This is a genomic window from Stenotrophomonas sp. RIT-551 (assembly GCF_026241915.1).
Classification (GTDB): Bacteria; Pseudomonadota; Gammaproteobacteria; order Xanthomonadales; family Xanthomonadaceae; genus Stenotrophomonas; species Stenotrophomonas bentonitica_A.
The window spans coordinates 18976-42937 of sequence record NZ_JAPJIU010000011.1 but is presented as its reverse complement, the minus strand read 5'-3'; the positions used below and the strand labels follow the sequence as shown (position 1 = coordinate 42937).

The window sequence follows — 23962 nt, the reverse complement described above, 5'->3', positions numbered from 1 at the left end:
CGGGGGATACGGGTCCGCGGGCGCACAGCTCGGGTGTCGTGCCGGCCTACGGCCCCGCCGGCGAATTGAACTCCAGCGTACGGCCGTCGGCCAGGTGGGCGGTGGCGCTGCGCGCCGGAAGCGGACGGCCATCCACCTGTCGTGGTTGATCGGAGAAATTCGCCACGATCACGCTGCCATCGGCAAATGTGGTCTGCTGCACCTGCCCGGCGGCATCGCGCCAGCGGAAGTCGGTCAGCGCCTGGTCGAACAAGTGCTCATGCACGGGACGGAAGAACGCGTCCAGCTGGCGCAGGTAGGCGATCCGTGACGGGGCGGTCGCCACGCTGAGGTTGAGCAGGGGCGGTACGTTGTACAGCTGCTGAAGCAGCTCGGTGGTGCTGCGGCTCTCGCGGAACTTGAGGCTGTCCAGGGTCCAGTGATGGGTGCTGACCACGCTGTCGTGGAAGGCTGCCTGCAGCAAGGGCAGGCGACGGGCCGGGTTGAAGTAGAGCTGCTGGTAGCGGGGCTTGAGCCGGCTCTGTTTGAAGAAGAAGGCAGGCTGGTGCTCCGGCGCCCACGCCCCGAGGTAGTACGGCGAGTCGCGCTCGCGGCGCATCTGCGGGTCGCGCCAGCCAAACCCGGCGGTCTGCGCGCCGTGTGCGAAGACGATATGCCGGTTGACCACGGCCGAGCCTACTTCCGAGCCGACCACCAGTGCCTGGGTGTCGGCCAGCCAGGCGAGGGCCGCGTTGCGGTTGGCCGCATCCTGCGCCTGCGGGGTGGGCTTGGCCGGGTCGCTGTCATCGAACAGCATGCCGGTCGCTGCGACATCCAGGAACCAGCTGTTGTAGGGCGTGGTGGCGCGCAGGTCCCGCACCCGACGTTCCATCAATGGCCGGATACAGGCTGCGTTGGTATACACCCCGCTGCCCTGGAACCCTTTGATCCGCTGGCCATCGGGTTTCATGATTCCGCAGCGCTCGAACGCGTCCTGCCCAAGCTGGGCTGACAGCCAGGACGGATTGTCGTTGCCGTCGGGCAGGGCGGTGTCATAGGAATCGTACGGCGCCACCAGGTAGCCCGCTTGTACGCCTGCTTCCACGCCACCCGGGCTCGCCCAGCCCGCCGTCCAGTCCGGCAGCCCCAGCCACAGCCGCGGCAGGCCCGCGGCCTGCAGGGCGCGGATCATCCGCGGCGACGCGCTGTCGCCCCGCATCGCCTCGGGCTGCAGCGCCGTGCCCAGGGTGGCATCCAGCTGGTGCCGGCGCTGCTGCATGGCCTGGGCGGTGTCACCGGGAAACTGTTCCGCCAGCGCGGCATTGATCGCGGCCACCAACACCTGTTGCACATAGGGGCCGCTGTGTGCGGCGGCCAACGCCTCCAACGCCTCGTCATCCTTCTGGATCCACGCGCGTGGCAGCAGCGCCTTCAGCGTCGCCCAGTCGCGCACGTCCTGTTCCACCAGCAGGCGGTCACCCCACAGATACAGGTGGCTGGCACCGATGAGCTTCTCACCGTCCGGCAACGCGGCGAGTTTGTCCTTCAGCGGCACGAAACCGCCCTGCGCCTGCAGCCACGCCCGGTAGCGTTTGGCCGGCGCCAGCCAATCCGGCGCATCCAGGCTGACGATGACGGTATACGGCTCAGACACGTTGAGCGCATTGAAATGGTGCTCGGCGGCGACCGCGACGCCTGGCCCATCGGCGCTGAAGTGAACGGTGTTGTTGAACGGTGTCGCGAACAGGATCGACAGCACGCGATCCGGCCACGCCAGGCCGATCACGGGCAGGGTAAGGTCTTCGGTGGTGTTGATCTCGCCGTAGGCATCAAGCAGTTCATCCCGCCAGACGGTGTCATCGGCGGGAAGGTAGTAGCCCTCGTGCAGCGGCAGCAGCAGGGCGTGCGGACCGGCGGGCAGTCGCGGCCAGTGCACGCTGCCCTCGGTGGTCCGGTTGAAGTGCATCTGCAGCGTATCGCCGACCAGCTCGGCCCGTACCTGCGTTGCATCGCCCCATCGCCATCGACCGGTAGCGGCGGTCTGCTTCAGCGCCGACACCGTGCCGGCGCCGCCCGCCGAAGAGATGCGGGTGGTGGTGCCGTCGGCCTGGGTGGCGGTCACCGCCAGCGTTGCAGGATCGATCTCGACGCGCCACGCCGGGTTGGTCAAGGTCAGGGCGTGGCTTTGCGTTGCGGGCAGCAACAGCAACAGAACAAGGAAGTACTTCATGCAGGGTCCGGGCGAAGGTGGCGTGCGGGGCGAGGCGGTCGCCGGAGAGTAAAGCGCCGGCGGTCGCCGGCGCCTGCTGCACGTCACAGTTGATGCGCGGGGTGCTGTCGCGATTCATGAAGCGTGCGGCGCATCATGCTCGTGTCGGTGCTTCAGCCTCGTCGCACGGCGTGCTGCCTTCTCCGCTACCGCTCACCGCTCACCGCGCTGCCGTCGCTGCCGTTGCAATCCGCTCGCCCAGCGCGAACGCACTGTGCAGGTGGGCCTGAGCGTCACCCGTGTCGGTCTCCAGCAGCAGGGTGGACGAGAGCACCGGCGCGCCGCAGTAATCGAAGATGCCGGTATCGATCTGGGTCTTCATAGCCTCGGTGTAGCCGCGCTTGTGCCAAGTGCGCGCATCGGCGCCCCCCAGGCCGACCAGATGGACGGACAGGTGCCCCAGTTTCTTGAGCACGCCTTGGCCGCTGCTGTCGTCATAGGCCCAGCCGCCCGTGAAGACGCGGTCGATCCAGCCCTTCATCAGCGCCGGCATGCTCCACCAGTAAACGGGAAACACCAGCACGAGTGCGTCGGCGCGGTCCAGGCGGGCCTGTTCGGCCAGTACATCGGCCGGGAACGCGCTCAGGCGGTGGTGGCCGTCCAGGTCGTGCCGGGTGTAGCGGGGGTCGAAGCCCTCGGCATGGAGGTCGGCCAGTTCCACGGTCGCGCCGGGGGCGGTGGATAGGCCGTCCGCGATGCGGCGGGCGACGGCCTGGGTCAGGGCGTCGGGATGGGGGTGAGAGGTGACGATCAGGGTGTGCATGGGCGTCCAAGGAGAGGAGGTTGTATACTTTCGGTAAGTTACGAACTGTAAGTTACGATTGGTATATAGCGATGTCAAGCCCGCTCGACTCTGCCGTTCCGGGGGCGCCTCGCCGCCGCATGACCCGCGACGATCGCCTGCGCCAGTTGCTGGAGGAAGCGTGGCGGCTGGTGCGCGAGGAAGGCACCGACGCGCTGACCCTGGGGCGGCTGGCCGAGCAGGCCGGGGTGACCAAGCCGGTGGTGTATGACCATTTCGGTACGCGGGCCGGTCTGCTCGCGGCGCTGTACCAGGATTTCGATGCGCGCCAGGGCGTGGTGATGGAAGCGCGCTTTGCAGACAGCGGTCCGACGCTCGCCGAGAAGGCGCAGGTCATTGCCGATGCCTACGTCGCCTGCGTCATGAAGCAGGGGCGTGAGATTCCCGGCGTGATCGCGGCGTTGGCCGGTTCGCCCGAACTGGCACGGATCAAGCGCGATTACGACGTCGTGTTTCTCGAGCAGTGCCGCGCGCTGCTGTCACCGTTCGCACCCTCGGGCGTGCTGGCCCAGGCGGGATTGTGGGGCATGCTGGGCGCGGCCGAAGGGCTCTCCTATGCCGCCACCACGGGCGATATCACCGCGCAGCAGGCCGTGCAGGAGCTGGCGGCGACGATCACCGCGATGGTGACGCGTAGCTGAGCGCTTTGTGCGGTGCAGGGCCATGGGCGTGCGAGTGAGCGATGGCCGGACGCGTATGATGTCCCGCCCTCTTGGACTGGATCCCATGCGCGTTTTCCTGCCTGTGCTTGTACTTGCTGCCGCGATCGGTGCAGCGCTGCCCGCTGCTGCCACGACGATCTCGTTGAACGAGCGTCTCAAGGCGGCGTCGCGTATCGAGGTGAACCAGGTGCCGCCGAGCGGTGCGTCATTGCTGGCCCATGTGCAGCAGTTCCGCAACGGCGACAGCCTGATCAGCCTGGGCGAAGGCGAGGGCACGCCGGTGGTGCTGACGCTGTGCAACGGCAAGGCGCATTTCAATCTGGAGGCGAACTGGCCAGGCGCGCCCGAGGCGAAGACGCAGGAAGAGAAGCAGATGCGTGCGTACGGGATGTACATGGCGGTGATGGGCGGCATGGCGATGGTGCAGGCGGCCGCGGGCGATGCGCTGGCACTGCCTGCCCCAGGACAGACCGCTACCGTGCAGCACGAAACGCCGTGGGCCTATGGCGAGGAGCACTACGCGGTGGCGGTGACCAGTGCGACCAGTGGCGAACTGCGGGTCAGGGCCACCAAGACCGGGACTACCGCCAAGGCGCCCTCCGGGGCGGATGACGTAATCAGTACCGATGACGACCAGGCCGCGCGGCTGGCCGAGCTGGAGCCGGTGGGTACCTGGCGGGAGCTGGTGATCGGCTCGGCGCCGATGGCAGCGTCGCTGCCGGACACTTTCCCGCTGAAGGGCTGGATGTCCGTCCCCGGCAAGGGCGGTGCGACCGTGGGTGCGGCACGCAAGGCGTCGGGCGATTGCGCGCGCTGAGCCCGTGCATGGCGAGCGCGATGGCAGGGCGCTCAGCGCAACGTCAGTGATACCCATTCTCATTTGAGTTACACTGGCGGGATAGCACTGTCTCTCGCTTCGGGTTGTCATGATCGTTTCTTCCTCCCTGATCTCTTCCGTATCGCCGTGGCTGCGCACGCTGGGCGTGGCCACCGCCATCGGCATGGCCGCGTTGTCGCCCGCGGCGGCGCAGCAGCGCAATCCCGAACAGAAGGTTGGCGAGACGGTGTTGGACCAGCCGGCGCAGAGCTATCGCTTTGAACATTTCGTGCTGGACAGCCCCGACAAGGCCCGCCGCTGGCGCGTGAACATCGGTGTCCCGGCCAAGGCGACCGCTGCGCCCGCCCCGGTGCTGTACATGCTGGATGGCAATGCCGCGGCGATGGTGCTGGACCAGGCCATGTTGGCCGACCTGGCCGCGCACGCCGCGCCGGTGCTGGTGTTCATCGGTTACGACAACGACCTGCGCATCGATTCGCCCGCCCGTACCCGCGATTACACCGCATGGATCGACACCGCCGACGATGAGAACGGCACGTCGCAGTCCAGCGGTGGCGGTGCCTATGCGTTTCTGGATCTGATCGAACGCCGGATCAAGCCGGAAGTGCAGCGCCGCGCGAGCATCGATCTGCAGCGGCAGTCGCTGTGGGGCCACTCGCTCGGCGGTCTGTTCGTGGTCAGTACGCTGTATACCCGGCCGGCCGCCTTCCAGCATTACGTGTCGGCCAGCCCGTCACTGTGGTGGAGCCAGGGCGCACCGCTGGGCGACATGGAACGCCAGTTCATCGCCAACAACCAGAGCCAGCCGGCGCAGGTGACGGTGATGCTCGGCGGTGACGAGCGCACCGGCAACCGCGGTGTGCGCGACATGACCAATCCGCGCGTGGTCGCGCACCTGCGCCGCATCGGCGGCGCGACCCCGGATGCCGCGCAGCAGCTGGCGAGCCGGTTGGCGAAAGTGCCCGGTCTGACGGTGCAGTACCGCGAGTTCCCCGGCCTTGGCCATGGGCCGATGCTGCCGGCCTCGCTCAAGGCCACGCTGAGCCAGCTGTACGGCATCGCCGATCGCAGCGGCACGCCCGCGCCGGCGCCCTGATTTTTCGATACCCAGGCAGTTCCGTGGCCTTGTGCCACCGCCGCAACGGACCGCGGCCACGCCAAGGCAAGCACTGTGACAACGCGCCAACCGGCGCGCCCCCAACAGAAGGAGTCTGCTGATGTACACCCTGAAATCCCTCCCGCGTGTCGCCACCCTGGCCCTCGCGCTGTCCCTGGCCAGCCCGTCGCTGTTCGCCCAGCCTGTTTTCGATGCCCCGGCCAACGGCTTCCGCGGTGAAGTGGTCAGCCGCGGCCAGAACGTGGTGCCGGGCAGCGATGCCGAGGTGATCGGCCGTCAGTTCGTGCCGGGCCAGCAGGTCACCCTGCTGCGTGGCGAGACGGTGCTCAATGCCACCCCGTACGTGGTCGATGCCGAGGGCAACTTCAAGGGCAAGGTTGCGATTCCCTCCGATGCCGTGCCCGGCCAGCAGCCGGTGATCGTGCGTGCCAGCCAGCCGTCCGCGGCAACGGTGTTGTCGCTGCGCGTCTCGCCGAACCTGCCGCTGAGCGGCCAGCAGAACTTCAACCAGACCTCGGCCAAGCTGGTCCAGGGGCTGTATCAGTCCGCGTACAGCGCGGCCAGCAACGCGGTGTTCGTCACTGCCGCCGTCGGTCGCCCGCCGGTGACCCAGTCGCAGCTGCTCAAGCTGGACCCGAAGAGCCTGAAGGTCACCGCCAGGATCACCCCGGCTGAAGTTCCGGGTGGCAAGGGCGGTGCGGTGTTCGCGGTGTATGGCGTGGGCGTGGATGATGCCAACGGCAACGTGTGGGTCACCAACACCCGCCAGGACACCGTGGCCGTGTATCGCCAGAAGGATCTGTCGCTGGTGCGCCAGTTCGATGTCGGCGCCGTACCGCATGCCCGCGACATCGTGGTCGATGGACGTCATGGCAAGGTGTTCGCTTCGGCCGCCGGTGAAGATCATCTCTCGGTGTTCGATGCCCGTACCCTGCAGCCGCTGGAGCCGATCACCCTGGCCTCGGGCGTGGACGACAAGAAGTTCGTGCCGATGAGCCTGGTGCTGGATGAAGCGTCCGGCAAGCTGTTCACCGTCAGCATCGGCACGCCCGAAGCGGCCGTGATCGACACCACCACCGGCAAGGTGGAGAAGGTGATCGATCTGGGTAACTCGATCAGCGCCTCCGGCGTTGCCTATGATGCCGCGGCGGGTCGCCTGTACGTGGCCTCGCAGGGCACCGACAACCTGTTGATCGTCGATGTCGCCAGCGGCAAGGTGCTGCACGACGTGCCGGTCGGCGCGGGTGCGCTGAACGTGGCCTTCGAGCCCGTCTCCAAGCTGGCCTACGTGACCAATCGCGGCGCCGGCACGGTGACGGTGGTCGATGGCAACGGCAAGGTGGTCGGCAACCTGGATGGCGGCACCTTCCCGAACCATGTGCGTGAGGATGGCAAGGGCAACGTGTTTGCCGTCAACAAGTCGCGTGATGCCCAGGACCCCAAGGGCGACCGCATCACCCGCATCAGCACCCGCGCGAACTGAGTTCAGCGCACTGCGTTGCTTTGACGGCGGGGCGGACAGCCCCGCCGTTCTGATTGAAGAGGAACTGCCATGAAGTCCAATGATGTCCGCCGCAGCCTGCTGGCCCTGTCCCTGGTCGCGGTGATCGCCGGTTGCTCGAAAGAGCCCGCCGCCCCTGCCACCGACACCGCTGCGACACCCATCGCGCAGTCCGCCGAAGCACTGCCGGAGGGTTGGCAGCGCGTGGTGGGCGTGGACGTGCCGGACATCGAGGGCGCCACCCAGCAGTTGCCGGCGCAGGTCACCTCCGACGATGGCGTGGCCACGACGGTGACCGATACCTCGAAGATCATCGCCGGTGGGGATGACATCATCGCCGTGCTCGAAGCCCTTGGCCTGGATGATCAGGTGTACGCCGCGCCGCTGCGCTCGGCCACCGAGTCCGGCCGCAAGGCCCCCAAACAATTCCTGTTCAACCGCACCACCGGCGTGGAAGGCGTGTTGAGCCTGCAGGGCACCCTGTTCCTGGGCAACAGCCTGCGTCGCCATTCCGATCTGGCCGCCAAGCTGCGTGGCGCGGGCGAGGCGGCGGTGATCGTGGACGATCTGCAGCCGGCGGCCGACAAGGTGCGCAAGGTCGCCGCGGCGGTGGGCATGGCCGAGCAGGGTGAAGCGCTGGCCTCGAAGGTGCAGTCTCAGCTGGATGCGGCCAAGGCGAGTGGTGCCGCGCTGGCGTGGCATCCGCGCGTGATCCATGTTTCCGCGACCGGTGCCGGCGGGGCGCCGACGGTGGCCGGCTCGGACAGCGCCTCGGGCAAGCTGATCACGCTGGCCGGTGGCATCAACATCGGCGATGAAGCCGGCGTGGCCAACTATTCCGCATTGAGCAATGAAGGCGTGGTGGCGGCAGCGCCCGACGTGATCCTGGTGACCGAGAACGATCTGGCCCTGTTCGGTGGCCAGGCGGGTCTGTGGCGCGCGTATCCGACGCTGCGCCAGACGCCGGCCGGTGCGGCCAACCGCGTGTGGGTGATGCCGGATGTGGAACTGAAATCGGCCAGCGTCGCTTCCGGCAGTGGCGCGGTCGCGCTGGCGGCCGCCTTCGCCACGGTGCCGCGCCCGTGAGGGCGTAAGGCATGGTGGTGTCGAGTCCTGCGCGTCGCCGTGGCGCGACGGTGCTGATATGGGCCGCGGTCGGTCTGCTGATTGCGGTGATCGCATCCTTCGCGGTGGGTCCGTTGCGGCTCCCACCGATGGAGGTGCTGCAGGCGATCGGGGTGAAGCTGGGGCTGGTCGATCCGGCCAGCGTCAGCACCCGCGATCTGGCCGTGGTGTGGCAGCTGCGGATTCCGCGTGCCTTGCTGGGCGCGATGGTGGGCGCTGCACTGGCGATGGCCGGTGCGAGCCTGCAGGGCCTGTTCGGTAATCCGCTGGCCGACCCCGGCATTGTCGGCGTGACCCAGGGCGCCGCCCTGGGTGCGGTCTCGGCCATCGTGCTGGGTGCCGGTGCGTTCGGCGCGTGGACGTTGCCGCTGGCGGCGTTTGCCGGTGCCGGTGGCGCGATCACGCTGACCTACCTGCTGGCACGGCCGGGGCAGGGCAGCGGCACGGCGACCTTGCTGCTGGTCGGCATCGCGATCGCCGCGTTCTGCTCGGCCGTGATCGGCTTCCTGACCTATATCGCCAGCGAGAGCGAACTGCAGTCGCTGGTGTTCTGGCAGATGGGCTCGCTGGCCCAGGCCGACTGGATGGATGTGATCGCGGTGGCGCCGGTGTTCGTGCTCGGCACGATCGCCCTGTTGCGCCTGGCGACGCCGCTGGACATGCTCGCCCTCGGTGAGCGCCAGGCCCAGCACCTGGGCCTGGATGTAAAGCGCACCCGGCTCAAGCTGATTGCCTTCAGTGCATTGCTGGTGGGCGCTGCGGTGGCCTTCGCCGGCTCGATCGGTTTCGTGGGCCTGGTCGTGCCGCACGTGGTACGTCTGCTGGTCGGTCCGGGCCATCGCTGGCTGCTGCCGGTCTCGGCCGTGGCCGGTGCCCTGCTGATCGTGGTCGCCGATACCGCCGCGCGCACGCTCGATCCGCCGTCGGAGATTCCGCTGGGGCTGTTCTCGGCCGCGCTCGGCGCGCCGTTCTTCCTGTGGCTGGTGATGCGCCAGCGCCACCGGAGCGGCTCATGAGCGCGCTGCTGCAGCTGCAGTCGGTGCAGTTGAGCCGCGGCGCGCGGCGCATCCTGGATGACATCACGCTGGACTTCCTGCCCGGCTCGGTGACGGCACTGGTCGGTCCCAACGGTGCGGGCAAATCGACGCTGCTGGCGGTGGCTGCAGGTGATCTGGCGGCCGAGCAGGGTGAGGTGCTGCTGCAGGGGCAGCCGTTGGCCGCGTGGAAGGCCAAAGCGCTGGCCCGCGAGCGCGCGGTGATGCCGCAGGAGCATGCGGTCCGTTTTGCCTTCCGTGTGCACGAAGTGGTCGCGATGGGCCGCCTGCCGCATCCGCCGGATCCGGTGAAAGACGCAGCCTGCATCGCCGACGCGCTGGCGCGTGCGGACCTGCATGCATTGATCGAGCGGGAAGTGGAGCATCTGTCCGGTGGCGAGGCGGCGCGCACGACCTTCGCCCGCGTGCTGACCCAGGACACGCCGGTGCTGCTGCTGGACGAACCCACCGCCGCACTGGATCTGCGCCATCAGGAACGCACGCTGCGCGCGGTCCGTGAACTGGCCGATGCCGGCGCCTGCGTGATCGTGGTGCTGCATGATCTGAATCTGGCCGCCGCCTATGCCGACCGGATCGTGCTGCTGGAACAGGGCCGCGTGGCGGCCGATGGCACACCGACCGAGGTGCTGACACGTGAGCATATCGAACGGGTCTACCAGCAACCGGTGCTGGTGCTGCGTCACCCACAGCGTGATGTCCCGCTGGTCGTGGTGACCGATCCCTAGCGTCGGGTATTTCTCCCGGCGCGTTGAAGGTATGACGGGCGCCGGCCAGCGGCCGGCACTACCGTTGTCGGGAGGGTCGGTTACCAGCCGAAGCGCGCGGTTGCCATCACGGTGCGGCCGCTGCCGTAGTAGCACGACGACACGCCGGTGCAGGTCGACACGAAACGCTTGTCGGACAGATTGCTGGCATTGAGTGCCAGCTGCACCTGGGTGCCACCGATCTGGCCCACGTCATAGCGGATCGCCGCATCGAACAGGGTGTAGGACGGAATCCGGTACAGGTTGGCGCTGTCGCCGTAGCTCACGCCGTTGTAGCGCGCGCCCGCCGCCAGGCTCAGGCCCTGCAGTGCACCGGCCTGGAAGGTGTAGTCCGCCCAGAACGAGGCACTGTAATCGGGCACCATCGCCAGTTCCTTGCCCTTGTAAGGCGCCGAGCGGGTCATCTCCGAGTCCATCCGCGAGGCGGCGCCGATCAGGCTGAAGCCCTCGATCGGGGTGATCCGGCCTTCCAGTTCAATGCCGCGCACCCGTCCTTCGTCGCCCTGGATCGAGCAGGTCGCCGTGCCCGTGGCGCCGCAGTTGCGATGCGACGCCACCGGATCGTCCACGATCATGTTCTGCTGGCGCAGGTCGTACAGCGACAGCGTCACCAGGCCGTCCACCGAGGCGGGCTGGTACTTCAACCCCGCCTCCCACTGCGAACCGGTCACCGGCTCGAACGCGGTCTGGGTGAAGCTGTCCAACGGCGACTTGGTCGAGGGCTGGAACGATTCGGCGTAGCTCACATACGGGGTCAGCCCGTTCTCGAATACGTACAGCACGCCCGCGCGACCGGTGAAGGCCTCGTTCTTGATCACATTGCGCCCGCCCGGCGTGGAGATGCCGGTGGCGATATTGCGGTTGGCGCTGCTGCTGTCGTCCTTGGTCCAGTCGTAGCGGCCGCCCAGGGTCATGCGCCAGTTGCCGAGCGCCAGCTGGTCCTGCAGATACACGCCGCTCTGCCGGTTGATGCCGGCGGTCGGGGTTTCCGTGGTCACTGTCGGCCGGTAGGTCGAATAGACCGGATTGAAGATGTCGATCGGGCGCGGGCTGCTCATGGCACTACGCACGCCCTCCCAGTCCGCACGTTGCCAGTCCCAACCGAGCAGTACGGTGTGATCCACCGCGCCGGTACTGAAACGGGCCTGCAGGCGGGTGTCGAAGGTGTCGCCATCGGAGTCGCCGGTGCCCATCACGCCGCGACGGTTCTGGGTGCGGCCATCGGCGTTGAGTGCGCCGAAGGTGACCACGCTGCGGAACAGCGAATCGACATGGGTGCGCCGCGCGCTCTGGGTCAGCGTGAGGTGGTCGTTGAACTGGTGCTCGAACATCCAGCCGGCGGTCCACAGGGTGCGGTCGAAGGTATTCCAGTCCGGCTCGCCAATGAAGGTGCTGTTCTTCATGTAGCCCGACGCCGTCGGGTTGAGCGTGCCGGCAGCCGGCAGGAACTGGTAGGTCGAGCCGCCATCGTCCTTCTGGTACATGCCCAGCAGGGTCAGGCGGGTACGTTCGGCAAGCTGCCAGGTGTAGCTGGGGGCGAGGAACCAGTGCTGCTGTTCGGTGCGCTTGATCTGGGTCTGGCCGTCGCGATACAGGCCGACCAGGCGGAACAGGTGATCCTCGCCCGCGGTGCCGGCACCGACGTCGAAGGCGGCGCTGTACTGGCCATTCGCATCCACGCCCAGACGCAACTGCTGCGCCTGGTCCGGCATCGGCGTTTTGCTGACCTGGTTGACCATGCCGCCGGGGGCGACCTGGCCATACATCACGGCGGATGGACCCTTGAGTACTTCCACGCGTTCCAGATTCCAGCTGTCGAACATGCTGCGGTTCCACTGGCTGCCCTGCGGCGCACGCATCCCGTCCAGGGTGACGTTGTTGGACCAGCTGCCGGCATCGAAGCCGCGGATGCGGAAGTCGTCCACGCGGTTGTCGATGCCCGAGCTTTCCAGGCTGACGCCAGCGACGTAGCGCATCGCATCGTTGAGCGACTGCACGCCGCGGGCGTCGAGCTCGGCGCGCTCGATCACTGATACCGATTGCGGGGTTTCCGCCAGGGCGGTACTGGTCTTGGTCGCGCCGCTGGTGCTGTTGGCGGCGCGATAGGCGTTGACGCGCACGGCATCCAGATCGGTGGCGGTCTGGGCGTGCGCGACGGGGACCAGGGCGGCGGCCAGGCAGGCCAGGGCCAGCAGGTTGGGGCGCAACCGGCGCGGATTCAGGGGCAGAGAGCAGGACATGGGCAACAACTCGACAACGCGGAGGAAGGGGCGCGGGCGCCGGCTCGATGCCTCATCGGCAGTGCCGGCCTCGCGGGAGTCGCCGAAGCGACGCATAGGCCGCCATTCTAAGGATTTGCGCCGCATACGCAATTGCGACACATTCGCATGTTCGAACGGGCAGGGGCCATTGCCGTCCCATCCATGACAGGCATGTCGCTCGACTGGACTTCATTGTTGCGCAGATGCATCCAATGAGGGCTTGTGGCGGCCCGTCAGAGGTCTACAATGCCGGCTACACCCCAGGTGACCCCATGACTTCGATGCCGCTTCTGACGTTTTTTACCCTGACCCGCGTTTACGCGGCACGGGCGCGTCTGCCAATCGGAGTGCGAGGCTGCTGACCGGAACACCGGTCACCCTGGACCCCAAGCAGAGCGCCCACCGGGCGCTCTTTTCGTTTCCACGTACCAGAACTGTTTGAAGGAGAACGTGCCATGCACCAGATCGCCGAGCCCCAAACCTGGCCGCACGCCCGTTAGCCAACGGCGGCGTGCGGCTCCTCGATGTTGGCAGCGAGACCCATTCCATGAACACCCATACCCCGCACCAGACCCTTTCCCTCCGGCGCAACCTCGGCATCATTGCCCACATCGACGCCGGCAAGACCACGCTTACCGAACGCCTGCTGTGGAAAACCGGCGAGATCCATCGCGTCGGCGAAGTCCACGACGGCGCGGCGACCACCGATTTTTCGACGATCGAGCGCGAGCGCGGCATCACCATCGGCGCGGCCGCCGTGCAGGCGCATTGGGCGCCACGCGATGAGCCGATCCATCACCTGACCCTGATCGACACCCCGGGCCATATCGATTTCGCGATCGAAGTGGAACGCTCCCTGCGCGTGCTGGACGGCGCGGTGGCGGTGTTCTCCGCAGTGGACGGCGTGCAGCCCCAGTCCGAATCGGTCTGGCGCCAGGCGCGTCGCCACGGGGTGCCGCTGATCGCCTTCGTCAACAAGATGGACCGCACCGGTGCCTCCTTCGAGCGCGTGCTCACGCAGCTGCGCGAGAAGCTGCGCGCCACCCCATGGGCGCTGGGCGTACCGGTCGGCACCGAAAGCCAGTTCAGCGGCTGGGTGGACCTGGTTGACCGCAGCACCGTGCAGTGGGACGACAAGGGCGGCGCCTTGCGTCACGCCTGGACGGCCGATGAGGCTGCCCAGTGGCTGCCGCAGCGCGAGGCCCTGATCGAAGCCGTGGCCGATGCCGATGACGTGCTGGCACAGGCCTGGCTGGAAGGCGAGGCGATCGACAACGCACAACTGCGCGCGGCGATCCGTCGCGGCGCGCTGGCGGGTGCGGGCGTGCCGGTACTGGCGGGCTCGGCGTTCAAGAGCAAGGGCGTGGAGACGCTGCTGGACGCGGTGGTCGACTACCTGCCTTCGCCAGTGGATCGGCCAGCGGTGGTCGCCACGGAGAACGGCACCGACGTGCGGCTGCCGCCCGACCCGGATGGCCCGCTGGCGGCGCTGCTGTTCAAGATCACGCACCAGAACCACGGTGCGCTGAGCTTCGTGCGGGTGTACTCGGGCACGCTGAAGGTGGGCGACGCACTGGCCAGCTCGCAGCACGCACACGGGCGACGCGTCAGCCGCCTGGTGCGGGTGCAGGCCGACCAGACCCACGACATCAAGCAGGCCGTGGCCGGTGACATCGTGGCGGTGCTGGGCTGGAAGGATGCGGTCAGCGGTGAAACGCTGAGTGCGCCCTCGCGCCCGCTGCTGCTCGATACGATCCAGGCGCAGCAGGCCGTGCTGGCGTGGCGGTTGACCGCGGAAAAGGCGTCCGACCTGATCCGCATCAGCCAAGGCCTGGCCAGCCTGGCGCAGGAGGATCCGTCGTTCCGCGTCGAGACCGATGCGGACAGCGGTGAAACCCTGATCTGGGGCATGGGCGAGCTGCATCTGGAGGTCATGGTCGAGCGCCTGCGCACGGAGTGGGGCGTCAACATCCGCACCGGCGAGCCGCGCGTGGCCTACCAGGAAACGCCTAAGCGCGCCGTGCAGCGGGTGGAAGGCAAGGTGGCCAAGCAGACCGGTGGCCAGGGCCAGTTCGCCCAGGTGTTGATCGACCTCGCCCCGCGCGAGGATGGCGAGGTGACCTTCGTCGATCGCACCGTGGGCGGCGCGATTCCGCGTGGGTTCGTCAATGCGGTGGAGAAGGGCGTGCGTGCCGCACTGGGCGAAGGTCCGCTGGGCCATCCGGTGGTCGGTGTCGAGGTGACGCTGGTGGACGGACAGACCCACGTCAAGGACTCTTCGGACATGGCCTTCCATCGCGCCGGCAGTGAAGCGGTGAAAGCGGCGCTGGCCCAGGCGGACACGCAGCTGCTGGAACCGGTGATGGAGATTGCCATCCACGCACCGTCGGGCAACGTCGGCGATGTGGTCGGCGACCTCAACCGCCGCAGTGGGCGGGTGGCCTCGATCGAGGACCAGGACGGGCAGGCCGAGGTGCTGGGGTATGCCCCGCTGGCGCGGCTTGGTGGCTATACCACGTCGCTGCGCTCGCTGACCCAGGGGCGCGCGTCCAGCGACATGCGCTTGAACGGGTATGAAGCGGCGCAGACGGCCTGACGGCCAAAGCGGAACGGAAAGGGAGCCGGGCAACCGGCTCCCTTTACCTGTCAGCGTTGGGAGTCCGCACAGCCGGATGCACACGGCCACAGATAGAATATCCAGTGCAGTGTCGCTGACAGCGTGAGCTGTCCGGCGACCGGATGACATCCTTGGAGTACCACCATGAGCAATACGTATTTCTATCCCATCGGCACGCCGGGCCAGCCCTGGGGTGACACCGAACGCGCCCGGTGGCGCGCAGGCCAACAGCGCCAGCGCAGCTACCACGACGATGTCGTGGCCGCGCTCGAGCGCCTGGGCGAGCGTTTCGATGTGGTGCAGTACGGGCAGCTGGACTACGCGCCGGATCATTACCCGCTGTTTGCGGTGGTCAGCCATGAGTGGGATCCGGCACTGCCGACCGCGCTGGTGACCGGAGGCGTGCACGGCTACGAAACCAGCGGCGTGCATGGCGCGCTGCAGTTCCTGGATCAGAACGCCGAGGCGTATGCAGGCCGTATCAATCTGATCGTGGCGCCCTGCGTCAGCCCGTGGGGCTATGAGCGCATCCAGCGCTGGAATCCCGATGCGATCGATCCCAACCGCAGCTTCCGTGGTGATGGCCAGATCGAAGAAGCGGCGTCGCTGATGCGCTGGATGGCCGCGCGTGGCGATGACCTGCTGGTGCACCTGGACCTGCACGAAACGACCGACAGCGACCTGCATGAGTTCGATCCGGCGCGCTGCGCCCGCGATGGCATCGCCCTGGTGCCGGACATCATTCCCGATGGCTTCTACGTGATCGGCAACAGCGAAGATCCCCAGCCGGCGTTCCAGCAGGCGTTGATCGCCGCAGTGGAGAAGATCACGCACATCGCCCCGGCCGATGCCAATGGCGAGCTGATCGGCATGCCGCTGCAGTCGCCGGGCGTGGTCTGGGGCGAATCGCGTTCGATCGGCGCCTGCGCCGGCTTCACCGACGCGCTGTACGCCACCACCACCGAGGTCTACCCGGACAGCCCGCGGACGTCGCCGCAGGAATGCAACGATGCGCAGGTCGCGGCGGTATGCGCCGGCCTGGACTTTGCGCTGGCGCATCCGCGCCGCTGATGCTCTCGTTGGAGGTCGCCGCCCAACGACGGGCGGCGCCTTGCTCCTCACGAAGGGTTGACCTGCCGGGTCAGCTTTTCAGCCACCGCTCGCAGCCTGCGCTGCTGTCGGTCGAGCTGGCGGCCTTCGCGCAGGTTTCGGTCATCCGTGCCTGCAGCCGGGCCAGGCTTTCCGCGCCGTGATGGTCGCGGCTCCACGCCTGCAATGCACCGCCCAACCGTTCAAACCGCTGGCGGGTGCGCTGGTGGTAGCCGGCTGGCTGGGCAGCCAGATCGGCGATGACCTCGGTGGTGGCCGTCTCGATCGCCGGCGCATCGTCCGGGCTCAAGCGCAGCAGCCCCTCAACGTAGAGAACGCCCCACTGCACGCGCGTGGCCGGTCCCTGCGCACCCTGGTAGGCCTTGTGCAGCCAGGAGATGGCAGAGGCCTTGTCGCCACGTTCTTCAGCCAGTTCGGCCAGTTCGGGCATGTAGTAATAGGGCGTCTGGCTGCGGTCCAGCTCGGCCAGCAGGAGCTTCTCGGCCGCGGCATCGTCCTTGATCTGGCGGAGTACATAGACGGCGGTACTGATCGTGGCCTGGCGTTCGTGTGGTGTGGTCGCGGCGGCATCGGCGGCCGCGACACGCTGCTGCGCCTTGGCCTTCAGCGCCGCTGGAATGTCCTGGTCGGGATGCTGCTGGCGCTGCAGGGCAAGCTCGGTGATGACGGTGCCGAGCCGCGCATCGGCTTTGTCGCCGAGGGCATGATCGGCAGCATCCAGCGCGCCCAGCAGCTGCGTTCCCAGTTGCTGGGCCTGGTCCGGGGTGGCACTGGCGCGGGCCACCAGGGCAGGGCCCTGATAGCCGAGCAGGTCCCGATTGGCCCGCACTTCCGCAGGGGAGGCGAGAACGGCATCCAGCAGGGCGCGGGTGCTGTCGCGCTGCGCGGCGGTCGGCGCGTTGTCCGGCTTGCCTGCACCGCGCGCCAGCAACGCGAACCGCCGCTGCAGCGCCGGTTCGGGCGCAGCAGTGGCCAGTTGCTGCAGCAGTGACGCTGCATCGCGCTCGCCCGCCAGGCGATTGGCATCCACTTCCCAGCCGTAATCGCCGAGCACGCGCCAGTCCTCCGCGCTGACATCCTGTGGTGCCGTCAAGGCATGCTGCAGCACCTCGCTCACGGCGGTGCGACGGCTGGCAGCCAGGGTGAGGGCGCGGGTCAGGGCCTCACTGTCGTTGCCACCGGCCAGGCGGGTGAGCTCGTTGCGCTGCGGGTCAAGCACGATCAGGGTCGGGTAGCCGCGCACGCCGAAGCGCTCGCCCCAGGCCTGTGCGCCTTCCTCGTCCCCGTCCAGATAGACGGGCACGTACTGACGGGTCAGCGCGATGAAGGCCGGATCCTTGAACAGCGTGGCCTTGAGCTGGTTGCAGGGCGGGCACCACACCGCGCCCCAGTACAGCAGCACGGGCTTGCCGCTGTCGCGCGCCTCGGCGAAGGCGTCGTCGACGTCGCCATGGCGCCAGGCGATCTCCGCAGGTGCCGGCGCGGTAGCCGCGGGCGCCGCAGCGTCAGCGGGAGAGGGGGCCGGCGTGCAGGCCGGCAGCAGGGCAACCACGCCCAGCAGACCAAGGGACAGAGCAAGGCGCATCAGGACATCCAGGCAGTTGGAGAGGGCAGCAGACAGGCTCGATTGTAGGAAGCCGCGCGGCCGCGGGTGAGCTGACACTGATGCAGATTGCTCATGACGGCAGACCCAGCAGTGATGAGTCACGCGCCGCACACCTGCGCCCGCTACGCGTAACCACGCAGAACCTGCCTGCGCGGTGACCCGTGTCATGGTTTCGTCGCTGTCGATATCGCCATCGGCAAACACCACATAACCCCTGCGCATTTCTGCATTGGGGCGCGAGCGGGGTTAATGAATGTGCGATGTCCAATCCGCCCCGAGGCGGTCACAGACATGGCTTCCCCCACTACCCGTACGACCTTCGATGACGACAGCTCGTTTTTCCCTGCGCCCGCGATTGCTGGCGTTGGCGGTGTTGCTTGCCACCGCCTCCCCGACCCTGCATGCACAGTCCACCACCGGTGCGATCGCCGGCCAGGCGCCGCCATCGGCGCAGCGCATTTTCGTTCGCAGCGATACCGGCCTCACCCGCGAAGTGACCGTCGACGCGCGCGGTCGCTATACCATCAGCCAGCTTCCGCTCGGCCGGTATTTGGTCGAGGCGCGCGACGCCGACGGCAAGGTGCTGCAGACCCGCCAGGACGTCGCACTGACGGTTGGTACCAGTACCGAAGTATCGTTCGGCGATGTCACCCGCCTGGATGGCATCCAGGTCAGCGCGGACCGTGCCGCCGCCGCGATCGATGTGAGCAGCGTGGATTCGCGTACGGTCATCACCGCAGAGCAACTGCAGCGGCTGCCGCTGGGCCGTTCGGCCGAGGCCATCGCCCAGCTCGCACCCGGCGTGATCGGCAACAGCGGCAACGGCACCTACGCTGGCCCAACCGGCGCCCAGCTGGTCAGCTTTGGCGGTTCATCCGCAGCGGAGAACGCCTACTACATCAACGGCTTCAACAGCACCGATCCGCTGCGCGGTCTGGGCGGGCTGACCTTGCCGTACGGAAGCATCGACCAGCAGGAGATCTACACCGGTGGCTACAGCGCCAAGTACGGCCGCTCCGATGGTGGCGTGATCAATGCGGTCGGCAAGCGCGGAACGAATCAGTGGCACTTTGGCGGCCAGGCCACCTGGGAGCCGGCATCCACGCGTGCTGACAAGGACGATGTGCGTTATCCCGGCGATGGCGCGCTGTATGCGCCGGAGAGCAAGGACCGCGAATGGGTCAGCACGCAGAGCATCTATGCCGGCGGCCCGTTGATCGAAGACCGGCTGTTCTTCTTCGGCTCCTACGAGCTGGAGCGCCGTGAGGGCACGGATGTCAAGAACGTGGAGGCGACGAATTCCTATTCCCGCTACGAGTACGAGCGCCCCCGCTGGTACGCCAAGGCGGATTGGAACATCACCGACAATCACCTGCTGGAGCTGACCGGCGCCTCCAGCCGCAACGTATACCGTGGCGACATCTTCGCCTATGACTACGACACGCTCACCCGTGGCGCCCAACGTGGCAAGGACGACACCACCAAGACCGGTGGCGACCTGTGGACAGCCAAGTACACCGGCTACCTGACCGACCGGCTCACCGTCAGCGCGCAATACGGCGAAATGCGCACGGATGACTACATCGGCAACCCGGCCTACGATGGCAGCCTGACCTACCTCAACAGCCCCAACCTGCAGAATCCGGCGTTGACCGGTGGCACGCCGATCACCAACGCGCAGACCACGTCGCTGCTGGTCAATCCGGATCGCGGCAACCGCAGCAACAACCTGCGCCTGGATGCGAACTACGTGTGGGGCGACCACAGCATCACACTCGGCATCGACAACCAGAACGCCCGCGCGTTGAACCGCGGTTCGGTCGCCTCGGCCGATGGCTACTACTGGATCTACGGGCAGTCCAACCCGAACGTGCCGATCAATACCGGCCTGGGCGTGCCGGCGACAGGTGGCATCCGCAATGGCGAGGACGGCTATTACGTACGCCAGTATGTCTACAGCGCGCTGGCTTCGGTACGGGCGTCGCAGCGGGCGCAGTACATTGAAGACAACTGGCAGGTCACCGACCGGCTGCTGCTCAATCTTGGCCTGCGCCTGGACCAGTTCACGAATTTCAACCGCGATGGCGACGCGTACATCAAGCAGACCAGCGGGCAGTGGGCGCCACGCCTGGGCTTCAGCTGGGATGTCGACGGTGACGGCCGCTTCAAGGTGTTCGGCAACGTGGGGCGCTATTACCTGGCGCTGCCGCTGAACCCGGCGTTCAACGCCGCTGGCGCGACGCTGGCCACCTCGACCTACTACACCTACGGCGGCATCGACAGCAACGGCTATCCGACAGACCTCACCCGGTTCTCCGATCCTGTTTCGGCCAACAACAACTATGGCCTGCTGCCGGATGCGAAGACCGTGGCCACCTCCGGCATCGAGCCGTCCTACCAGGATGAATTCATCCTCGGCTTCAGCAAGGCGCTCGGCCAGGACTGGGTGTACGGGGCCAAAGCGACCTACCGCGTGCTGCGCAGCGGCGTGGACGACTACTGCGATATCGATGCGGTACTCGGCAAGGCCAGCAGCCTGGGCTACAACGTGACCAAGGACAGCAACCCGGTCAGCTGCTGGCTGATCAATCCGGGGCGCGCCAATACCTTCAACCTGGTCGATACCGGCGGCAATTACGTGACGGTTCCGCTGAGCAACGCGGAAATGGGCTTCCCGCAGTTCAAGCGCAGCTACTACGCGGTGAACCTCTCGCTGGAACATCCGTTCGATGGCCGCTGGTACGCCCGCGGCGACTACACCTGGTCACGCAGTTACGGGACCACTGAAGGCCAGTTGCTCTCGGGGATCGGCCAGACGGCGGTGTCCACCACGCAGGCGTGGGACTACGCCCAGCTGATGGAGCACACCAACGGGCCGCAGAGCAACGACCACACCCACCAGTTCAAGCTGCACGGCTACTACCAGCTCACCCCGGAATGGTTGGTGTCGGCCAACCTGAAGGTACTCTCGGGTTCGCCGTTCAGTGCGCTGGGCTCGTACGGGCCGGACTTCGAAGACCCATCCGGCTACGGCATCGCGTATCACTTCTACAACGGCCAGCCGGCGCCTCCCGGGAGCCAGGGGCGCCTGCCGTGGCTGAAGCAGCTTGACCTGGGGGTGTCCTACCGCCCGGCAGTGGCCGATGGTCGGCTGGGCTTCAACCTGGACGTGTTCAATGTGTTCAACAGCCAGGTGGCGCTGTGGAAATCGCCGTACGCCGAGCTGGATCCGGGACAGCCGGATCCGCTGTATGGCGCGGCAACCGTGCGTCAGGCGCCCCGTTCGCTGCGGGTCAGCGTGAGTTACGACTACTGAGGGACAGGGCCAGGCGGGTGGGGGAGGGAGCCCCTGCCCGCCGGCAGCCGCACCAACGCGAGCGCCCCAGGGCGTGGCACGTCGTTCACGGATCACGAGGCAGTCTGGGGCCATTGCCAGAGGAGCCTCTCATGCAGACGCAGATCCGAAACAGGGCAGGGTGGATGGCGGCGGGTTTGACGGCGCTGCTGTGTGCCTGCTCGCCGCAGGGCGAGGGCGGTGCCGCACCCGTGGCGCTGCCGAGCGGCGCCGATCCGGGCGCGGCGAAGGCCGCTGATCCAGTGCCCGCCGCGGCAGCGGACGAGCGGCCGTTACCTGTCTATGAAGAAGCGAAGCCGGGCATTGCGGTGGGTCCGGTGGCGGGAGTGCGGGTTGCGCTCGATTTCCAGCGTGACTACCTGGCCTCGCCCAGTTGGAAGCTGTTTGCACCGCCGGACAGCAAGGGGACGCCGCTGGTGGCGCTGGTGCTGGAGGGATCGGATCGGGTCACGGCGGGCGAGCTGCGGATCGGCCGCAGTGCTGAGGCAAAGCAGGTCACGTCCTGCCTGGAACCGCCGGCCGAAGCAACGGGCCCTGCGGCATCGGCCTCGGTCGATATCAGCGGCGTGCCGTTCACCCACTTCACGGCTGGTGATGCCGCCATGAGCCATTACGTCAGCGCCGAGAGCTACCGCGCAGTCCACAACGGTGCCTGCTATGCGATCGATCTGGTCGTCGCCGGCACGCGCCCGGAGGTGTATGACCCGCCGCGCACGCCACCCTTCAGCCAGCAGGAAGCGGCATCCCGCTTGGCCGAGGCGCTCAAGGCCGTGTACTGGACGCAGTAACGTCGTTCACCCAGGACGCGACGGAAAGGCGAGCGTGACCTGGGCGCCTCCCAGCGCCGAGTGGCCGATGCCCAGCGTGGCCCGATGCCGTTCGGCGATCTCGGCCACGATGGCCAGGCCCAGGCCACACCCATCGCCGCTGGCATCGCCCCGCCAGAACCGTTCGGTGACCTGGCTGCGCAAAGACGGATCGATGCCGGGACCATCGTCGTTGACGCTCAGGCGCGTCTGGCCCCGTGTGGTTTCCACGCTGACCGTGATCATCCCTTCCAGTGCGCCGTAGCGCAGCGCGTTGTCGACCAGGTTGCTGATCGTCTCGCGCAGCAGCTGAGGCTCGCCCATCACCATGACGCCGGCATCGGGGCCCTCGTAGCCAAGGTCGACACCGGCGACCACGGCGCGGTCCATCAGCCGTTCCAGTTCATCGCGGGCGAGCACGGCAAGGTCCACCGGGCGCATCGCCAGCATCGCGCCGGCGCTGTCTTCGGAGCGGCTCAGGATCAGCAACTGATGGGTGAGATGGCGCAGTCGGGTCAGCCCACGCAACAGGCCGGCCAGCGCATCGCGCTGTGCTGCGCGATCCTGCTCACGCAGCGCGCTTTCCAGCTCGATCTGGAGGCCGGCCAGCGGCGTGCGCAGCTGATGCGCTGCGTTGCTGATGAAGCGCTGCTGTGCGTCCTGCATCGCCGAGAGCCGGTTCACCAGCTGGTTGAAGGCATCCACCGCCGGCCACAGCTCGCGCGGCGCGGCCTCCCGTGGATCCAGTGGCGCCAGCGCATCCAGCGGCGCGCTGGCCAGCCGTCGCGCGGCACCGTTGGTGTGCCGCGCCGCTGCGCCCGTGCCCGACCACGCCAGCCATGCCGCCAGCAGCAGGATCGTGCCCTGCAGCGGGATGCTCGCCAACAGCAGGCGATGCTCCAGGCGCAGCCGCTTGGTGCGGGTCTCGGCCACGCGGATCAGGATCGGGGCGGCAGCGCCGGGGGGTGTCATCGCGACCTGCACAACGCGCACGTCCTGCCCATCGATCACGGCATCGTAGTAAGTGCGGGCCGGGCTGTCGTCGGCGCCTTCGGCCTGCAGCGCCGTGCCGCCAGGCAGGACGGCTGCACCATACAGGCGCGTGCCGTCGGCACGGGTTACCTCGCCGTAGATCCGGTCCACGGTGTCCCAGGTGAACATGCGCGAGACGGCGGGGGAGATCTCCATGTGGACGGTGTCGCCGCGGACCTCGGTCAGCTGCGCCAGCGACATGGCCGAGTCCAGCAACCAGCGGTCGTAAACCTGCTCGGCGTAGTGCCTGGCCAATACGAACGAGCCCACGGCACTGGCCAGCAGCAGCACCAGCAGCGGCAGCCACAGGCGCCGCAGCAGCACGCCACGCAGGCTGTAGGGCGCCTCAGTCATCGCAGGCTTCCAGCCGATAGCCCAGGCCACGCAGCATGCGGATGCCAACCTTGGCGCCGGCTGCCTGCAGCTTGCGGCGCAACCGGCTGACGTGGACCTCGATTACCGACAGGCTGGCGTCGTGATCCCAGCTGTAGACCGCATCGAACAGGCGCTGCTTGGCCACGATCCGGCCCGGCTGCTGCAGCAGGATTTCCATGAGCGCGAGTTCACGTGCGGTGAGTTCCAACGGCTCATCGCCAACGCGCAGTTCGCGGGTCCCGGTGTCCAAGCGCAGCGCGCCGAGCTGACGCAGGGCGGGGGCGGTGGACTGGCGGCGCGCAAGCGCGCGCAGACGGGCTTCAAGTTCCCCGAGCGCGAATGGCTTGGCCAGGTAATCATCGCCGCCGCTGTCCAGGCCGCGGATGCGGTCCTCCACGCCGTCGCGTGCGGTGAGAATCAGCACCGGCACGCTGAAGCCGTCCTGCCGCAGCCGCGCCAGGAGCTCCAGGCCATCGATGTCCGGCAGTGACAGGTCCAGCACGACCAGGTCGTAGCTGACGCTGGCCAGCGCCGACGGCGCGGCCAGGCCGCGCGCGAGAGGGTCGCAGGCGTGACCGGCGCGGGTCAGGGCGCGCACCAGGCCATCGGCCAGTGCGGCGTCGTCTTCAATCAGCAGAATGCGCATTGCAAGGTTGACGCAAGGTTCGGGAAAGTTTGACGAAAGCGC

17 protein-coding genes are annotated in these 23962 nt (G+C 67.6%); 11 read left to right on the top strand and 6 right to left on the bottom strand.

From position 1 onward, the window contains the following. Positions 1 to 46: 46 nt before the first annotated feature. Both ORK51_RS13465 and ORK51_RS13460 read right to left on the bottom strand, forming a co-directional pair. Complete coding sequence (locus tag ORK51_RS13465; protein WP_266085177.1) at positions 47 to 2209, bottom strand: glycoside hydrolase; 2163 nt, start codon at positions 2207 to 2209, stop codon at positions 47 to 49. 199 nt (positions 2210 to 2408) lie between these two features. Then, complete coding sequence (locus ORK51_RS13460) at positions 2409 to 3011, bottom strand: NAD(P)H-dependent oxidoreductase (protein ID WP_266085176.1); 603 nt, start codon at positions 3009 to 3011, stop codon at positions 2409 to 2411. Positions 3012 to 3130: 119 nt separating this feature from the next. Between ORK51_RS13460 and ORK51_RS13455 the strand changes: the two genes are divergently transcribed. The 7 genes from ORK51_RS13455 to ORK51_RS13425 all read left to right on the top strand — a co-directional run bounded on the left by ORK51_RS13455 (position 3131) and on the right by ORK51_RS13425 (position 10073). Then, positions 3131 to 3691 (top strand): TetR/AcrR family transcriptional regulator, encoded by a 561-nt coding sequence (locus ORK51_RS13455; protein WP_266085175.1) that lies wholly within the window; start codon positions 3131 to 3133, stop codon positions 3689 to 3691. Between the two features lie 85 nt (positions 3692 to 3776). Then, on the top strand, positions 3777 to 4529 hold the full coding sequence (locus ORK51_RS13450) for a hypothetical protein (RefSeq protein ID WP_266085174.1): 753 nt from the start codon (positions 3777 to 3779) through the stop codon (positions 4527 to 4529). Between the two features lie 109 nt (positions 4530 to 4638). Further along, a complete protein-coding gene (locus ORK51_RS13445; RefSeq protein WP_156785785.1) occupies positions 4639 to 5646 on the top strand; it encodes an alpha/beta hydrolase in 1008 nt (335 codons plus the stop codon). Positions 5647 to 5767: 121 nt separating this feature from the next. After that, a complete protein-coding gene (locus ORK51_RS13440) occupies positions 5768 to 7150 on the top strand; it encodes a YncE family protein (RefSeq protein ID WP_046272436.1) in 1383 nt (460 codons plus the stop codon). 69 nt (positions 7151 to 7219) lie between these two features. Further along, positions 7220 to 8254 (top strand): heme/hemin ABC transporter substrate-binding protein, encoded by a 1035-nt coding sequence (locus tag ORK51_RS13435; protein WP_266085173.1) that lies wholly within the window; start codon positions 7220 to 7222, stop codon positions 8252 to 8254. Positions 8255 to 8265: 11 nt separating this feature from the next. Then, positions 8266 to 9309, top strand: a complete 1044-nt coding sequence (locus ORK51_RS13430; protein ID WP_070427368.1) for a FecCD family ABC transporter permease — start codon at positions 8266 to 8268, stop codon at positions 9307 to 9309. Then, positions 9306 to 10073, top strand: coding sequence for a heme ABC transporter ATP-binding protein (locus tag ORK51_RS13425; protein ID WP_266085172.1), 768 nt, complete (start codon positions 9306 to 9308; stop codon positions 10071 to 10073). Before ORK51_RS13430 ends, ORK51_RS13425 begins: the two co-directional genes overlap by 4 nt. 80 nt (positions 10074 to 10153) lie before the next feature. On the opposite strand, the gene ORK51_RS13420 is transcribed toward ORK51_RS13425, so the two are convergent. Continuing rightward, positions 10154 to 12352 carry a TonB-dependent siderophore receptor gene (locus tag ORK51_RS13420; protein ID WP_266085171.1) on the bottom strand — a complete coding sequence of 733 codons (2199 nt, stop codon included), beginning with the start codon at positions 12350 to 12352 and terminating at the stop codon, positions 10154 to 10156. A 568-nt stretch (positions 12353 to 12920) separates the two neighbouring features. On the opposite strand from ORK51_RS13420, the gene fusA reads away from it, so the two are divergent. Further along, positions 12921 to 14969, top strand: coding sequence for an elongation factor G (gene fusA, locus ORK51_RS13415; protein ID WP_266085170.1), 2049 nt, complete (start codon positions 12921 to 12923; stop codon positions 14967 to 14969). Positions 14970 to 15134: 165 nt separating this feature from the next. Further along, positions 15135 to 16061 (top strand): M14 family metallopeptidase, encoded by a 927-nt coding sequence (locus ORK51_RS13410; RefSeq protein ID WP_266085169.1) that lies wholly within the window; start codon positions 15135 to 15137, stop codon positions 16059 to 16061. A 70-nt stretch (positions 16062 to 16131) separates the two neighbouring features. On the opposite strand, the gene ORK51_RS13405 is transcribed toward ORK51_RS13410, so the two are convergent. Beyond that, positions 16132 to 17685 (bottom strand): thioredoxin family protein, encoded by a 1554-nt coding sequence (locus ORK51_RS13405; protein ID WP_266085168.1) that lies wholly within the window; start codon positions 17683 to 17685, stop codon positions 16132 to 16134. Between the two features lie 343 nt (positions 17686 to 18028). On the opposite strand from ORK51_RS13405, the gene ORK51_RS13400 reads away from it, so the two are divergent. Together ORK51_RS13400 and ORK51_RS13395 are read left to right on the top strand one after the other, a co-directional pair. Then, entirely contained in the window at positions 18029 to 21022 is a 2994-nt protein-coding gene (locus ORK51_RS13400; RefSeq protein ID WP_266085167.1) for a TonB-dependent receptor, read from the top strand. A gap of 131 nt (positions 21023 to 21153) precedes the next feature. Further along, complete coding sequence (locus ORK51_RS13395; protein ID WP_266085166.1) at positions 21154 to 21849, top strand: hypothetical protein; 696 nt, start codon at positions 21154 to 21156, stop codon at positions 21847 to 21849. A gap of 6 nt (positions 21850 to 21855) precedes the next feature. Here the strand turns inward: ORK51_RS13395 and ORK51_RS13390 are convergent, their stop codons facing one another. Continuing rightward, the gene (locus ORK51_RS13390; protein ID WP_266085165.1) at positions 21856 to 23253 is read right to left on the bottom strand and encodes a sensor histidine kinase; all 1398 of its coding nucleotides are present in this window, start codon (positions 23251 to 23253) and stop codon (positions 21856 to 21858) included. Continuing rightward, positions 23246 to 23920, bottom strand: coding sequence for a response regulator (locus ORK51_RS13385; RefSeq protein ID WP_070427375.1), 675 nt, complete (start codon positions 23918 to 23920; stop codon positions 23246 to 23248). Before ORK51_RS13385 ends, ORK51_RS13390 begins: the two co-directional genes overlap by 8 nt. Between the last annotated feature and the right edge of the window lie 42 nt (positions 23921 to 23962).